Origin of the sequence: Mannheimia granulomatis, assembly GCF_011455695.1 — a bacterium.
Classification (GTDB): Bacteria; Pseudomonadota; Gammaproteobacteria; order Enterobacterales; family Pasteurellaceae; genus Mannheimia; species Mannheimia granulomatis_A.
In genome coordinates this window covers 430,601-447,405 of the sequence record NZ_CP015030.1, presented here as the reverse complement: position 1 = coordinate 447,405, position 16,805 = coordinate 430,601, and the positions used below count along the sequence as shown (strand labels likewise).

Genomic DNA, 16,805 nt, shown 5'->3' with positions numbered 1-16,805 from the left:
ATGAAAGCATTAGAATTAATTGATTTAGTTAAAGTCTACCCTACCGGTGTGAAAGCAGTTAAGGGTATCAACTTGGTCGTTGAGCAAGGAGATTTTTACGCCCTACTTGGACATAACGGTGCAGGGAAATCTACCACTATTGGTATTATCAGTTCACTTGTCAATAAAACTAGTGGAAGCGTAAAAGTATTTGGTTATGATTTAGATAGCCAAAAAGTCCAATTAAAACAACAAATTGGGCTAGTGCCACAGGAATTTAATTTTAATCAATTTGAAAAAGTCATTGATGTGCTGGTGCAGCAAGCCGGCTTTTACGGGATTCCCCGCCAAGAGGCGTTAGTGCGTGCCGAAAAATGGTTAAAACAGCTCGACTTATGGGAAAAACGTAGCCACCTCACACGTGAACTTTCAGGCGGAATGAAACGCCGAGTGATGATTGCCCGAGCATTAATGCATAACCCAAAATTGCTGATTTTAGACGAACCGACTGCCGGGGTGGATATCGAACTTCGTCGTTCATTATGGGATTTTCTACGCACTTTAAATGAACAAGGCACCACCATTATTCTCACAACCCACTACTTAGAAGAAGCAGAAATGCTCTGCCGTCATATCGGTATTATTCAGCATGGGGAACTGATTGAAAACACCTCAATGAAAGCCTTATTGGCAAAACTGGAAAGTGAAGTATTTGTGTTGGATTTGCAATATTCTGATAGAAATCAACCGCTTGTTATTCACAATTATCCGCATAAATGGTTGGATGAAAATACCCTTGAGGTCAATGTAAAACGCCAACAAGGATTAACAAATCTCTTTTCACAAATTGCACAACAAGGTGCAGAAGTGTTAAGCATGCGAAATAAATCAAATCGTCTAGAAGAACTTTTTATGAATATGGCACAGTAAAATGAATTTAATCGGATTTTATACCCTAGCCTTTAAAGAATGCCGCCGTATCTTGCGTATTTGGCGACAAACCCTTGTTCCGCCGGTGATTACCACCACGTTATACTTCCTGATTTTTGGTAAATTAATTGGTGAGCGTATCGGTGAAATGAATGGCGTAAGCTATATGCAATTTATCGCCCCAGGCTTAATTATGATGACGGCAATCACCGCATCTTATGTCAATACGGCCTCCTCTTTCTTCTTGAGTAAATTCACGCGAGATTTTGAGGAGATGCTAATTTCACCTCTTTCCAGCCATAACATCATTTGGGGCTATATCGCAGGCAGTCTGTTACGCGGCGGTCTATCGGCATTATTAGTTATGTGTGTGGCTATGATTTTTGTCTCTTTTGATATTTATTCTTTTAGCATCATACTTTTAACGCTACTACTAACTGTTATCACCTTTGCTCTTGGTGGTTTAATTAATGCTGTATTTGCTAAATCCTTTGATGATGTAGGCCTTATCCCTACTTTCGTATTAACACCGCTCACTTATTTAGGTGGTGTTTTTTACTCTATATCATTGTTACCTGATTTTTGGCAAACGGTATCTAAATTTAATCCGATTGTTTATATGATTAACGGGCTTCGCTACGGTTTTTTAGGAGTGAGTGATGTACCGCTGATCTATACCTTTTCAGTCTTAAGCTCGTTATGTGTATTGCTATACTTCGTGGCATACTATCTTATTCAACGAGGTATTGGGCTTCGTTCTTAATTAATCTTCATACTATAGTCTTGTTAACTATCATTATTTAGGAGCTATTATGAAAATGAAATTATTCAACAAATTAACGCTTGCAGGCACCTTAGCATTTAGTTCAACTTTCGCACTTGCACAAGATATTACAGTCTTTGCTGCGGCCTCAATGACGAATGTATTACAAGAAATCGGTAAAACATTTGAACAAAAACACCCTGAAGATAAAGTGCTTTTCTCTTTTGCCTCTTCATCAGTGCTTGCAAAACAGATTGAACAAGATGCCCCTGCCGATATTTTTATTTCTGCCGACCAAAAATGGATGGACTATATCGCTGAAAAAAGACCGGAGAAAATTCAACATCGCACCAACTTGGTAAAAAATGATTTGGTATTGATTGCACCTCTTAACAGCCAAATTCAAGCAGATAATATACAAGCGGTTAATTTTACAAAAGAATTAGCAAATAGTTATTTATCGGTCGGTGACCCAAGCCATGTGCCTGCAGGCATTTATGCGAAAAAAGCTTTAACTTACTACAAATTATGGGAAAGCGTTGAACCTCGTCTGGCGCGAGCTAAAAACGTGCGGGATGCTCTCTCTTTTGTCGAAAGAGGCGAATCACCATTAGGGATTGTTTACTCAACCGATGCTAAAGTTTCCAATAAAGTAAAAGTGATTGCCGTTTTCCCAACAGAGAGCTACGGCGAAATTGTTTACCCGGCAGCAACTGTTAGCGGGAAAGCAACAGCAACAAAATTCTTAGATTTCTTAAAAACATCTGAGGCAAAAGCGAAGTTTGAAGCAGCCGGGTTTTATCCGGTCAATTAATTCCACTCTTATTGAGAGCGTATAAAACCAAATATTCAATGCATAAAATATGTTTAGCTTTACTCCCCAAGAACTCAATGCCATTTTTCTTAGCCTGAAAATTGCTGCAATTGCCGTTATGCTTGCCCTGCCCCTTGCAATCTGGGTGGCATGGATTCTCTCTCGCAAACAGTTTTGGGGAAAAAGCCTTTTAAACGGTATTGTGCATTTGCCATTAGTTTTACCCCCGGTGGTCATCGGTTATTTGCTGTTAATTTCCATGGCAAAACGTGGCGTAATCGGGCAATATTTGTGGGAATGGTTTAATTTTAGCTTTAGCTTCTCATGGAAAGGGGCGGTACTGGCTTCTATGGTCATGGCCTTTCCGCTAATGGTTCGCTCTATTCGTTTAGCCTTAGATGCCATTGACCCGAAATTAGAACAAGCCGCCCGTACGCTCGGTGCCGGCCCGCTAAAAGTCTTCTTTACTCTTAATCTTCCGCTTTCTTTTTCCGGCATTGTCGCAGGTAGCGTGCTAGGTTTTGCTCGCTCACTGGGGGAATTTGGAGCAACCATTACCTTTGTATCGAACATTCCCAACCAAACTCAAACTATTCCGGCCGCCCTTTTCACCTTTATTGAAACGCCAGATGGCGAGCTAGCAGCCGCACGCTTATGTATGGTGGCAATTATCATTTCATTAATCGCTCTTTTTTGTTCTGAATGGTTAGCAGAAAGGCAAAAACGTTATGCTAAAACTTAATCTTACCCAACAGCTTGGCGAATTTACGCTGAATGTAGATTTAACCCTGCCGGCAAAAGGTGTTACCGCAATTTTCGGGCGTTCAGGTGCAGGGAAATCCAGTCTGATTAATGTGATTGCCGGGCTTTCTACTGCGCAATCAGGCATGATTGAGCTAAATGGACGAACGCTCTTTGACAGCCAAAATCGAATAAATATTGCTCCGGAAAAACGCAATATTGGCTATGTATTCCAGGAGCCCCGTTTATTCCCTCACTATTCAGTAGAAAAAAACCTAAAATACGGCTACAAGCGGTCGGATTATAAGGATTTTTTGCAAATTACCGAGCTACTAGGCATTACTCAGCTACTCAATCGCTACCCTGCCGGCCTCTCAGGTGGTGAAAAGCAGCGGGTGGCGATCGGACGGGCATTATTAAGTTCCCCCGATATTTTATTAATGGACGAACCTTTATCTGCCTTAGACTTACCTCGTAAACAGGAGCTAATGGATTATTTGAGCAAACTTGCCGAGCAGTTAGATATTCCGATTCTCTATGTTAGCCATAGCCTTGAGGAAATCGTCCGTCTTGCCGATCATCTGGTATTACTGGAAAACGGTAAAGTAGTGGCATTTGATACGGTAGAAAAGGTCTGGCATAGCAAAGCCTTTGCCGATTGGCAGCCGAATCATCAACACATCAGCTTGTTGGAACTACCGATAAAACAACATCAGCCTGACTACAAAATGCTGGGTTTGGCGTTAAATGAGCAAATGCTGTGGATTCACGAAACACCTCGCCACCGAATAGGCGATAAATTGCGAATTACCATTGCCAGCCGAGATGTGTCCATTAGTGTGGAAAAGCCAACTCAAAGCTCCATTCGCAACCAATTAAAAGGTAAAGTCATGCTTATCGAAAAACACTCTGAACGTGTCGATATTGCCGTTGTGGTGGAAAGTCAGCAGATTTGGGCAACCATTAGCCTATGGGCATTTGATGAATTAGCGATTACCACTGAGCAAACCGTTTATCTGCAGATAAAAAGCGTTTCTTTGTAGATTTGCAAAATTCTTGTAAAATACGACCGCTTGTTAATTTAAATAAAAGAAAATTATGCCTATTGTTAATCAATCTGCTTTAGTGCCTTACAACGCTGAGCAAATGTATCAACTCGTCAACGATTATGAAAAATATCCCGAATTTTTGTCCGGCTGCATTAACGCTAAAACATTAAGTATGGATGAAAATGAGCTAAAAGCAGAATTACACATCCAAAAATTAGGCATTAGCCAAACATTCAGCACTCACAATAAAATGACCCCACCGTATAAGATCGAGATGTCCTTAATTGAAGGCCCTTTCCACCACTTGCACGGTGATTGGACATTTACTCCATTTGATGAACAAAGCTGTAAAATTGCCCTTAAATTAGAATTCGAATTTGCCAGCCCTATCGTTGCATTGGTATTCGGCAAAGTCTTTAATGAACTAACCTTAAAAATGGTGAATGCCTTCAAACAACGAGCAAAAGAGGTGTATGGTGTCTGATACGGAAATCCAAGCGAAAGAAGAAAATAAAATTAATGTTGAGGTAGTCTATGCCTACCCTGATAAATATTTTCTAAAAAAGTTGCAAGTGCCGCAAAATACCACTATTCAAAATATTATTTTGCTTTCCGGTGTGTTAGAAAAATATACCGAAATCGATCTACGTGAAAACAAAGTCGGCATTTTCAGCCGCCCGGCAAAACTCAATGAGACAGTGGAAAATGGCGATAGAATTGAAATCTACCGTCCATTACTTGCCGATCCAAAAGAAATCAGACGTAAAAAAGCAGCGGAACAAGCCGCTGCCAAGAAGTAATTTTCCCCTAATTATCAACTCCCCTCTCTTTACTAAAGAGGGGGCTATCATCGTAACTTACAAGCGGTCATTTTTCCTTGAAAATCTGCAAATATGAAAATCTTTCATAAATTTTATGTAAATTTTGAGTTTGATTCCTCTCTTTGAAATTCATATAGTTCAATCTACAACAATATAACTTAATAAATATGAATTTAGAGGACTTATGGATATTCGCCAAAAAATTGCTCACAACAAAATGACTTCATTCCAATGGTTAGTCGTAGCACTTACCGTGATACTAAATATGCTTGATGGCTTTGATTTAATGGCCCTTGCCTTTACAGCAAAAAGTATTCGAGAAGAATTACAGTTAGACGGTGCACAAATCGGCACATTAATGAGCGCAGGTCTATTTGGTATGGCAGTTGGCTCATTATGCCTTTCGCCTCTAGCCGATAAATTTGGTCGTCGTCCACTACTACTTATCGGCACAGCGCTGGCAACCCTTGGGATGCTAATGACGTATTTCGCAAACTCTATATTTGAAATTGGATTATGGCGTGTTGTAACAGGCTTAGGCGTCGCTTCAATCTTAACCGGAACTAACGTATTAGTCAGCGAATATTCCAGTAATAAATGGCGTGGTTTAGCCATTGCTATTTACGCTTCCGGTTTTGGTATCGGTGCAATGTTAGGCGGTCTTTCTGCGGTATTACTGCAAGATATTTATGGCTGGCGGGCGGTATTCTTAGTCGGAGCTATCTTAACTGGTTTGGTTTTCCTTTTACTCTTTTTCGTACTACCTGAATCAGTGGAGTTTTTAATTTCCAAACGTCCGAAAAATGCCCAAGCACGATTAAATCAAATCGCGATAAAATTAGGCATAGGTGAAGGTTGGGAATTACCCGAAGTTGAATTTAAAGGTAAAAACAAAGTAGCGATTAGCCATTTATTTGAACCTGAATATCGCCGTAATACCTTATTAATTTGGCTTGCATTTATTGCAATTTCTGCTTCATTCTACTTTATCAGTTCTTGGACTCCGGCATTGCTTGAAGAAGCTGGCATGGCAAAAACTCAAAGCCAAACTGTAGGCATGGCAATCTCAGTAGGTGGTACTATAGGCTCACTTATCTTCGGATTCTTAGTCAGCCGTTTTGCTGCAAAACATATTTTACAGCTATTTAGCCTTTGCTCAGCCGCTGCAGTTGTTGCCTTTGTATTCTCTAGCAGCTTAGGTCTCGCTATTGCATTAGCTATCTTAGTAGGTGGATTAATCAACGGCTGTATTACCGGTTTATATACCATTAATCCTACCCTTTACGCATCTGATTTTCGCAGCACAGGAGTTGGTACTGCAATCGGTGTTGGTCGTTTAGGATCTATAGTCTCCCCAACACTTGCAGGTGTTTTATTAGATGCTGGCTGGAAAAAGAATGAGCTCTATCTAGGTGCAGCGATTGTATTAATACTTGCAGCTTGTACTGTCCATTTTCTTAAACAGAAAAAATAACTGCCTATTTGAAAATCTCTCTTAAATATTCTGTATCTGACATCAGCCTTTTCAGTTCATATTGTTTAAAAATAAAGGCTGCTAATAGTTAAATATTAGCAGCCTTTATGATACACATTTAATAAACTGCATATAGCTTTTGCAGTTTATTTATCTAGTTATTACCAAGCATAACCCACGCCGACAGTACCGATGAAGTCACCTCGGGTATCGGCACTACCGGAGAGTTTCAACTTAATTTTACTGTTATCTGAAAGCCTTGAGTAACCAACCGCAATCGCATTTTCACCTTTATAGGTACTTGCAGCTGTTGCAAGCATTGATTTACCCGCTAAGTGAATTTCCGGTAAACCTGCAATTGCCGCAGCACCAGCAATACCCGCTCGTGCTTCACGTTGGTTACGGTTGATTTTGTTATTTAAATCACCTACCGCACCTTTCAGCTGACCTACGTTCACTGCATCAGTATCTGCTCGACCGGCTGCAACGTTAGTGATACGTTGTGGTGAACCGTCTGCTTTTGCAATACGTACACCGTCTGCATCTGAAGAAATGGTTGTAGCATTATTGCCCTTACCTACTTTCACTGTGTTAAATTCTGGGTTGTCAGATACTGCAACATTGATGTTTTTGCCTGAACCACTGATTTCAACGTTACGACCGGCATTCACTTTTACAGTATCGCCTGCTTTCACCTTGTTGCTACCTGCAGTATAAGTATTCTTCGTAGCTGTGTTCGCAGTTGCTTCGTCCTTACCGGAACCCACATTCCAGCTTACATTGTTCACTGCTTTTGCAACCGTTGTTGCATTGACATAGTGAGCACCTGTGCCGTTCGGGTCTTGAACATTGATAGTACCATTATCAGCGACCGTTAGATCAGTATTGTTCACATTAACTCTCACCTCACCGGATTTATCGCTCGTTACCGTCGTTCCAGCACCGTTGACAATATTAATCGCACCGTTATCCGTACCAATGTTGTTACCGTTTACTTTGGTGTAGTTGTTTAACTGTGAACCATTAACTGCATCTTGGCTGTTCGGAGAAATATCACCATTACCTACATTAGTGATCTTATCACCGTTCATATTAATGCCATCATCATTAATAGTTGGACCGTTATTTACTGCAATGCTATCGATACCTTTGATATCTTTTGCTAATTTCACTTCCAACGTATCTGTGCCATTTGCAACTACACCGATATTATTGTCTGAAAGTTTAGCAGAATCAGTCACACCGCCTTTCACATTCACAGTTGTACCTAATCTACGCTCTACATTTGTACCACTGTCACCTGCGAAAGTGAGTGGTTTAAACGCTTGTGCAGCAGTTTGGTTAATCGCTTCGTTCACGTTATTTACAGTATTACCATCTACAGTAATAGGTGCGTTAGTTACGCTAATATCACCAACTTTAACACCGTCATTATTTACAGTCGTGTCGCCTGCTTTAACACTATCTACAACCAAGTCTTTTGCAGTTGCTACTTTGTAAGTCGTACTGCCATCTAGGTTTGTAGTTGGAGTAACAACAATATTGTCACCTTGCTCTACTTTAGTGGTTGCTGCTTTAGTTGCTGCTTGTAAGTCACCAACATTAACAGCATTATTTAAAGTATCTCCCGATGCATTGCTAATTGCATTTGCACGATCTTTACCTGCCGGAGTGGTGCCATCTTGATTACGCACACCACTTGCTACATTACCTAACTGAACCGGTGCATCACCAGTTAGTTTAGCTGTGCTGCTTGGTGTTGAGCTATCATTAGGATCTGTGTTTACAAACTCAACTGCACTGTTCACTTTAATCGTGTTTTTGCCATCCTTGTTCTCTACAGTTACTTTTGTACCTTTTCCATCTACAAAGTCTACCGTGTCATTATGTGTCACCGTATCAACTGCTTTACCATTACCTTGTAAGTTCCAGCCTGCATTCAACACATCAGATACCGTTGCTGCATTGTTCAGTTTGTTAGCTAAATCTGCAGGATTATTCGCTGACGGCTGAGTTTTATCATCAGCTGTTACAGGTTTCAGATTAGAAGCTACATTGCTAATTGTTTTGTTACCTACATTAATACCGTCTTTGTTGATCGTAATCGGGTTATTCGCCGGATTATTTTCATCAGTTGGTACGGTAATCGTATTAGAGGTTACACTATCAACATTAATATCTTTTGCTAAATCATAGGTAATATCCGCACCTTCACGTTTTACAGTGATATTTTCACTACCTACTTTGAAAGTAATAGTATCACTTGGGTTGATTAACTCATTACCATCTGTGCCATCAGCTGCAAGTTTCCAACCAGAATTGTTGATAGCATTTGCAATATCTCCTGCATTCACAAGTTTCTTCGCATCATCGCCTTGTGGTGCATCAACTTTTCCATCTTTATCAGCATCGTTCAAGGTCGTCGTATTTGCTTTGATTGCACCTGTTGTCGGATCTTTCACAATCGTAACATCATCAGTATTGACTGTAACATCAAAGTCAGTTGAACCATCTGGATTTACTGTTCTATCAACATTGATAGAACCATCAGAAGAGACAACATTTTCTTTTGCTGCTGCTACTTCCGTTTTTAACTGAGATACATTCACTGCATCAGTATCAGCCTCGCCAGCTTTCACGCCAGTAATTTTTGTATCACCCGCATCAATACCATCTGTTTTATCAATGGTTACAGGACCAACGGTTACTTTATCGAAATCCACATCCGATGCTGTTGCAACAGTGATGTCATTACCATTACGAGTAATCTCGATGTTTTTACCATTTAAGAACTGAACAGTATCACCAGTTTTCACCAAGCTCTTCGTATCACCGTTTGCTTGAATATTAAAGCCTGCATTGTTAATAGCATCAGCTACAGTTTGTGCAGTCACTAACGCATTTGGTTGAGTTGGAGCTTTAACCGTACCATCTGTATTATTACCTAAATCGCTAGTGTTAGCAGTAATGTTACCTGCATCATCAACTTTGATTGTTGTACCATCAGTCTTCGCTGCCACAGTGTAAGTAGTTGAACCATCTTCGTTAGTCTCAGATGTTACCGTTACACCTTTGCCAGCTTCAACTTTGGTTTTCGCTGCATTAGTTGCCGCCTGTAAATCACCTAAGTTTACAGCGTTAGTTAAGCTATCGCCCGTCGCATTTTTAACTGCTTCTGCAATTGCTTTTTGCTCTGCTATTGTTGGTGCTTTTGGATCAGCTACTGGAGCTTTATCCGCAACACTGCTACTTAAGTTTGTGATCTTACCGGTTTGGTTAGGTGTACCATTGCTCATATCGATGCTGTTGAATTCGACATCAGCCTTCGTTGCATAAGTTACTTTACCATCTGCTTCTTGCTTAACAGTTAAGTTTTTACCTGCAATCATTTCAACACTATCACCCGGATTGATAAACTCATTATCACCAGATAATTTCTCTCCTTCTGTTGCTGATGTTTTTAACGTAAAGCCTGAGTTATTAATTGCATTCGCAATATCGCCTGCATTCACAAGTTTCTTAGCATCATCACCTGTTGGCTCAGTAACCTTACCTTCAGGTGTATTGGTTAATGTTGTTGTATTAGCTTTTACTGCACCAGTATCAGGATCTTTCACAATAGTAAGGTTGTCAGTATTCACCGTTAATTTACCATCGTCGTCACGAGCAATAGATTTATCGGTTTCTACATCCACGGTGTATTCAGTGTTGCCTTTAGCATCTTCTTCACCTGTAGTTACTTTTACAGCTTTTGAGCCAGCTTTAACAGACGAGGTTTTCTCCGAATCTGTAATCGCTTTAGCAACATCACTAGCAGTCATGACTTTATTTTCATCACCATCTTTTACAGTTACATTACCACGTGTAACTGTTGGAGCATCAGCTTTAGCCACATCTACATTGTAGATGGTTTGACCATTATCACCCGCTTTTTGTGTCACATTTGCCAAGCCTGTACCTGTCACTTCAGTTTTGGCTGCATTGGTTTTTTCAGTTAATTGGCTAACATTTACCGCATCTGTCGGAGCTTCACCTGCTTCTACATTAGTAATCTTGTTACCGCCCATATCAACAGTCGAGTTTCCTCCCACAGTCAGATTGCCACCTTCTTTCACTGTTACGTTATTAGAAGTTACGCTGTTAAAGGTAACGTCATCGGCAGTCTCATAAGTGAATATTTTTCCTACACGTTTAACTTTTAAGTTTGTACCTGCTGCAAATTCCACTTCATCGCTTGGTTTGATTAACTCAGCCTTGGCATCATCGCCAGCAGCTTTATTACCACCTGATTTAGCTTTCCAGCCAGCACTGTTTACTGCCTTAACTAAAGTTTCAGCATCCACAAAGGCTTTCTTATCTTCATCTTCAAGTGGAGCTTCTAGAGAACCATCGAAATCAGCCAAAATCGCGTTTGGATATACAGCATCATCACGATCATCATCGATAGTTGCTCTCTTAATAGAGAGATCGAATACATTCGCACCATCAGCATTTTGTGTTGTTTTAACAGTTACCGATTTATCATCAGATTTAACAACTTCTTTAGACGCTTTTAACTGTTTAACATTAACTGCATCGCTGTCATTTTCACCATCAGCAAGATTGGTAATTTTGTCGCCATTCATATCAATGCCGTTCCCGTTAATAGTCGGGCCATCATTGATCACAATGCTATTGATGTCTGTTAAGTCTTTAACTAATTTAATTGCTAATGTATCCGTACCATTTGCATCAACAACGATATTTGAATCTGTTGCAGCGGCTGTTGAACCACCCACAACCTTAACTTCAGTACCTAATTTGCGGTCAAATTTAGTACCCGTATCGCCAGAGAATGACAATGGGCTAAATGCTTGTGCCGCTGTTTGGTTAATAGCATCATTGATATTATTTACAGTATTACCGTTTACAGTAATCGGTGCATTGGTAACAGTAATGTCACCAACTTTTAAACCGCCATAATTGATAGTGGTATCACCCATTTTCACTGAGCCTGTATTACCTAAATCAAGATTTTTCTTCAAGCTAACCTTGTAGTTTTTACCTTTCGTGTCGTTCAATTTATCTTGTTCAACACTTAGGTTATCATCTTCGGTATCGACACTTTCTTCTTTTGCGATTTGTTCTTTAGTTTCATCTGAAAGATCAACTTTATAGTTAGTAACATCTACACCATCAATATTCTGAGTTGTGCCTTTTTCAACAGATACCGCTGTCGATCCCGCAGTCACGCTTGCAGACACATCCTTAGTGAAGTCTGTGATCGCATCTTCAGTCAATGCTACTTCATAGTTAGTAGTATTCTCTCCAGCATTTGGTTGTTTCGTTGCTGTCACATATTTAGCACTGTATGCTGCTACACTTACGGTCGTATCTTTAGCATTAACAGTATAAATTGTGTGACCGTCCGTATTATCTTTCTCTGAAGTAACAGTAACATTTTTACCCGCTTTTACCTCTGTTTTTGCAGCTTGAGCTGTGGCTTTTAACTGTGCAACGTTAACTGCATCAGTATCTTCTGTACCAGCAGCTACGGAAGTAATTTGACGAGTAACGTCATTGCCTACATCACCCACAGAAACTGCGGCTGCTGTAGATGTCCATACTGAAGAAGTCTTATCAGCAATTACAGCATTGAGTGGGTTGGTCCCTTCAACACCTTTATCTGTTGTAGCAACAGAGTTACTACCTAAAGCAACACCATTATCTACATCCACTTTCGTAGATGTACCGATCGCAATCGAATTAGTAAATAATGCATTTGCCTCAGAACCAATTGCAATCGCATCTGTAGCAGTAGTATCTCCGGCAACAGCTGAACGACCTAATGCAATAGATTGAGTACCTTTAGCATTTGACTGAACACCTGATGCAATGCTGTATTTACCAGTTGCCGTTGCGGCTGCACCTAATGCTGCCGCTGACTCACCACTAGATACTGCACCTCTACCCACTGCAACTGCACCGCTTTCTGTTGCCTGAGCTTTGCTACCTAATGCCAATGTACCATTTTTAGCAGCATTTGCTTCTTCACCTAATGCTGTACTTGCAATACCTCTTGCTTTTGCATTTGTACCAATTGCCAATGCAGAACCAGATATAGTGCCTGGTGCAGGGTTTGTATCTGTACCATCTGCACTTGCATTACTACCCATAGCAAGATCACCTTGCTTAATCGCCTGTGCATTCACACCTGCTGCTAATGCATTTATACCTTTTGCACCACCGATACCATCAACATTATCAAGGTTGCTTGCGTTGCCGACTTGTTCTGAATTGGTGTCATTAACGTGGAAATAGTTCTGTGGCTTAGCGAGTGCATCTGCCTTAACATTCAGCTTACCATCTTTGATTTCTAATGTACTATCGTCAAAATTCACATCAAAGGTCACATCTTCACCAACTGCTTTTGCTGTTGTACCTGTACCATTAACAAATTTTACCGTACCGCCATTTGAAACAGTTTTCACATTGCCATTATCATTCACAGCAACTTTAAAATTTTGCACCGCGGTATCAGCTTTGTTCAAACTGTCTTTGGCTGCATCAGACAAATCAACTACATAATCAGTAATATTACCGGCTTTCTCTGTTAGGGTAACCTTAACTTTATCAGAACCTGCTGACGCAGTCGTACCTTTAGCGTTTACGGTGTAAGTCGTTGCACCTGTAGTCTGATCAGTTTCAGATGTTACAGAAACAATGTTAGTACCTGCTTCCACTTTTTCTTTTGCAGAGGCTACTGCACTATTAATAGTGGTTGCTAAATTCGTTGCTGTAACAAAAGAATCTCCGTTCGTAGGTGTCTCAACCACACCTTTATTTGTTGTTAAAGTTGTTGTAGGTACTGTAGTATCAACCGATAAATCATAGGTATCTTGTAAACCGTTTGTGGTTTTAACAATTTTCACTGAATTATTATTTGAAGTTACAACCGTTCTTGCATTTTTCACATCGCCAATGTTCGCTGCGTTAGTATTAACATCCCCACCGCTTGCTACATTCATGATTTGGTTACCACCGTTATTCAAACCATCTTTGGTTAAAGTAACAGAATTACCTGCTGTACCGTTATTGATGGTCACACCATCGTTATTAATCGTGGTATCACCAGCTTTTACGGTATTTGCTGTCACGCTATTAACGGTGATGTCTTTGTTTAACTTGATGTTAATTGCATCAGCAGTTGCTTCTGTGGTGATGTTGTCATCGCCATTGACTGCTACTGTTGAACCTAATTTTTTAACATCAGTTGAACCACTATCACCAGTGAACGTTAAACCTTTGTTATCAACGATGTCTTTCGCATCCACACCTTTTTTGATTTCGTCTTTAGTTGTTTGGCTTAAATCAAGTGCGTAGTCAGTTGTGACTGCACCTATTGTCGCATCTGTTGTTGATGTTTCAGTTTTAGTTAATGCTGAACTTACCGATACTGTCGATTTATCTGCACTCACAGTATATTCAGTGTTGTTACCATCAACTTTGTTTTGAACGTGAGTATTCTTACCCGCTACAACAGTCGTGTTTTTTTCAGTACGTGCAGCCGCTTCATTGATGGCTTTGGCTACATCATCACCAGTTACAAAGTTATCACCCGCTTTATTTGATGTTACATTGCCAGCAGTATCAGTTGTTAAGCCACCTTTATTCACATCAAAGGTAATGTCATTATCTTTGATGGTTGCCGTTGTACCAACGCCATCTACAAAATTGATAACAGTGTTCTGCTGATTGATGGTATCAACCGTTGCTCCTTTTACCGCTGTGGTAAATTGTTGTACCGCAGTTTCTGCCTTTTCTAATGCGGTAACAGCACGGGTTGTAAGTGCAGTTTCATAATTAGTTACATTATTCGCTTGAGGCTGAGCAGTTACCGTTAAGAATCCCGCAGATGCTCTAGAATGATTCGCCGTGGTATCTTTCGCGTGAACAGTGTAAGTTGTTGAACCATTAGCTGCTGTCACTGGTGTAACCACAACATTGCTACCAGCTACCACATTTTCTTTCACAGCAGCAATCGCATCGTGAATAGTGTCTTTACCTGTATTTCCAATATTAGAGAAAGTAATTGCACCTGTATTTGGGTTTAATAGAGCGTTCCCACCAAATTCAGTTTTGACCGAGTTCGCTAAGTTACCTAAAATATTTTGGGTGGCATAAAGCTGTGAACCATTAATTGCATCAGTAGAAGTTGCATTAATAGCCCCTGGTGCAACATGCTTAATCTGACGCTCTTGACCTGCATAGCCAACAGAAACTTGATCTCCAACAGCAACATTTTCATCACCCTTAAAATTAGCATAAGTAATACCATTAACTGTTGCATTATCTTCTTTGGTTGCATTAGTTGCAGTAGTAGACCCACTACCTAAAGCTACTGAGTTACTCAAAGTAGCTTGTGCACCTGCACCAATAGCAGATGCATTCTCTTCTGTCACATTAGCAGCAGAACCTAGAGCAGTTGCATTAGTGTTCGTAGCATTTGATAATTGACCGATAGCAATCGCATTATCACCAGTAGCCTTTGCTTTTTCAGAAATAGCTACTGAGTTTATTTTAGTTGCTTGAGAAGCAGCTCCAAGCGCAATTGATGTTTCTCCTGATGCTAGTGCGCCAGGAGCCGCAGATAAAGCACCATATCCCGTAGATTTAGCTGCAACCCCTAAGGCAGTTGAAGCTAATCCAGACGCTTCAGCACTTGTACCAAAGGCGGTCGCCAAGTGACCAGATGATCTAGCTTGTACCCCTACAGCTACTGATGCCTGCCCCGAGGATTGGGTTGCAATATATTGAGCTGGCGTAGTCATATCAACTAAATCATGCCCTGAAATTTCTTTAAATTTAGTGTTTAAACTACCACTATTGATAGCACCAGTACCAGCTGAACCACTAACTCCGTCAGCATTTGTCATATATTTAGAGGCAGAATCCAAATCATCGCCACCAATAGCAACAGATGATGCACCACTAGCAATAACATTTGCCCCCAATGCGGTTGATTGATCACCTGAAGCATTCGTTTTATAACCAATCGCTACTCCCTGATTAGTACCTGTAGTATTTGCTTTTGCTTCAGTACCTATAACCACACTATACGCAGATGCTGCATTCGCAGCTTTACCAACAGCAACAGATTGAGCTCCTGAATTGGTCCCTTGACCAACTGATACTCCGCCTTCACTAGTTACTGTTGCTGAAGCACCAACAGCGACAGCATTAGGGAGTGATGCTGTTGTTGCCCCTGGACCACAAGCTAAAGAGGTAATTTGATTTGAAACAGGTGCTGAACCAGAATTTATAGTACAAGCAACTGCCACCGCTTCAGAAACTGGCAACATTGCTGTACCAACAACAATCGGCATATTTAATAATGCCGTCCCCAAAGCTGCTCCTACCAGAGAGTAAACTTTAGACAGATAAGAATTGCCCATAATAGGGTTATCAACCAAACCAATTGTTGCAGCAGACGATTTACCCTCTGCTTTTGCAAATTCAGATACCGCTGTGAAGGTACCGGTTGATTTGTTAAAAATCACTTTGTAAATCTTATTCACAAATACCTCGTAAATTAACTTAATAAAATTGAACAATATAATAACTTAAACCTTAGCAAGCTCTAAGATTATGCGATCATCACACATTTACACACTATCGCTTTAAAACTTAAATGAAAATTTATTGATAAATTTTTAACAACTAAAACGACAGTGAAAAATATTTGGCAATATACCATAGCACTCAATATAAATCTTCTATTTATAATGAACATAAAGATCGACAAAATCTATCAACATGGCTTAATGAATATAAAAACTACTTTAATGAAAGTTCTGAGCATCATACAAAACAATTCATACACAAGGGATTACAAAGTTCCTATTGAAGTTTAAAACGTAATATACTATTGATAAACTATCCTGAGATACATATCACACAGACGCCTCATTTAGTAAAGTCATTTTTTAACAGATGAAAGCCAAGTTAGCCTCCCCCAACAAGAATTAACTGGGTGAGCGATACAATGATGTTTATCAAGGGTTTGACTTACTGACACAGTTAAAAATAGAGCCATAACAAACTCAAAATACCCATTATTATAGCTATATAATAGGGAAACCATGCTCAATTTTTTCCACTATTCCAAAATTTCTCTTTTTTAACTGCTTGTACTTTAAGAAAATACTGAGCGACCTCAACAATTCGTTTTTTACTACGCATTGGGTAGCCTCAA

Annotated in this window: 9 protein-coding genes; 8 read left to right on the top strand and 1 reads right to left on the bottom strand. The window is 40.1% G+C overall.

Going from position 1 to position 16,805, the window contains the following annotated elements:
- From A4G16_RS02095 to A4G16_RS02060, 8 genes are all read left to right on the top strand, one after another.
- A complete protein-coding gene (locus A4G16_RS02095; protein ID WP_165888497.1) occupies positions 1-909 on the top strand; it encodes an ABC transporter ATP-binding protein in 909 nt (302 codons plus the stop codon).
- Between the two features lies 1 nt (position 910).
- Positions 911-1,672, top strand: a complete 762-nt coding sequence (locus A4G16_RS02090; RefSeq protein ID WP_165888496.1) for an ABC transporter permease — start codon at positions 911-913, stop codon at positions 1,670-1,672.
- A gap of 55 nt (positions 1,673-1,727) precedes the next feature.
- Positions 1,728-2,486: a molybdate ABC transporter substrate-binding protein gene (gene modA / locus A4G16_RS02085; protein ID WP_165889881.1), complete on the top strand. Its 759-nt coding sequence runs from the start codon at positions 1,728-1,730 to the stop codon at positions 2,484-2,486.
- 49 nt (positions 2,487-2,535) lie between these two features.
- Complete coding sequence (gene modB, locus A4G16_RS02080) at positions 2,536-3,228, top strand: molybdate ABC transporter permease subunit (protein ID WP_165888495.1); 693 nt, start codon at positions 2,536-2,538, stop codon at positions 3,226-3,228.
- Entirely contained in the window at positions 3,215-4,270 is a 1,056-nt protein-coding gene (gene modC / locus A4G16_RS02075; protein ID WP_165888494.1) for a molybdenum ABC transporter ATP-binding protein ModC, read from the top strand. The genes modB and modC overlap by 14 nt, the downstream gene beginning before the upstream one ends.
- A gap of 55 nt (positions 4,271-4,325) precedes the next feature.
- The gene (locus A4G16_RS02070) at positions 4,326-4,760 is read left to right on the top strand and encodes a type II toxin-antitoxin system RatA family toxin (protein WP_165888493.1); all 435 of its coding nucleotides are present in this window, start codon (positions 4,326-4,328) and stop codon (positions 4,758-4,760) included.
- Positions 4,750-5,076 (top strand): RnfH family protein, encoded by a 327-nt coding sequence (locus tag A4G16_RS02065; protein ID WP_051498343.1) that lies wholly within the window; start codon positions 4,750-4,752, stop codon positions 5,074-5,076. The genes A4G16_RS02070 and A4G16_RS02065 overlap by 11 nt, the downstream gene beginning before the upstream one ends.
- A 205-nt stretch (positions 5,077-5,281) precedes the next feature.
- Positions 5,282-6,571: an MFS transporter gene (locus tag A4G16_RS02060; RefSeq protein ID WP_165888492.1), complete on the top strand. Its 1,290-nt coding sequence runs from the start codon at positions 5,282-5,284 to the stop codon at positions 6,569-6,571.
- A 161-nt stretch (positions 6,572-6,732) separates the two neighbouring features.
- Here A4G16_RS02060 and A4G16_RS02055 read toward each other — a convergent pair whose 3' ends face one another.
- A complete protein-coding gene (locus A4G16_RS02055; RefSeq protein WP_165888491.1) occupies positions 6,733-16,128 on the bottom strand; it encodes an ESPR-type extended signal peptide-containing protein in 9,396 nt (3,131 codons plus the stop codon).
- Positions 16,129-16,805 lie beyond the last annotated feature (677 nt).

Excerpts from the sequence above, each read along its gene's own strand:
- A4G16_RS02070 (WP_165888493.1), top strand. The coding sequence starts at position 4,326 with ATGCCTATTGTTAATCAATCTGCTTTAGTGCCTTACAACGCTGAGCAA.
- modB (WP_165888495.1), top strand. The coding sequence starts at position 2,536 with ATGTTTAGCTTTACTCCCCAAGAACTCAATGCCATTTTTCTTAGCCTG.
- modA (WP_165889881.1), top strand. The coding sequence starts at position 1,728 with ATGAAATTATTCAACAAATTAACGCTTGCAGGCACCTTAGCATTTAGT.
- A4G16_RS02065 (WP_051498343.1), top strand. The coding sequence starts at position 4,750 with ATGGTGTCTGATACGGAAATCCAAGCGAAAGAAGAAAATAAAATTAAT.
- A4G16_RS02060 (WP_165888492.1), top strand. The coding sequence starts at position 5,282 with ATGGATATTCGCCAAAAAATTGCTCACAACAAAATGACTTCATTCCAA.
- A4G16_RS02090 (WP_165888496.1), top strand. The coding sequence starts at position 911 with ATGAATTTAATCGGATTTTATACCCTAGCCTTTAAAGAATGCCGCCGT.
- A4G16_RS02095 (WP_165888497.1), top strand. The coding sequence starts at position 1 with ATGAAAGCATTAGAATTAATTGATTTAGTTAAAGTCTACCCTACCGGT.
- modC (WP_165888494.1), top strand. The coding sequence starts at position 3,215 with ATGCTAAAACTTAATCTTACCCAACAGCTTGGCGAATTTACGCTGAAT.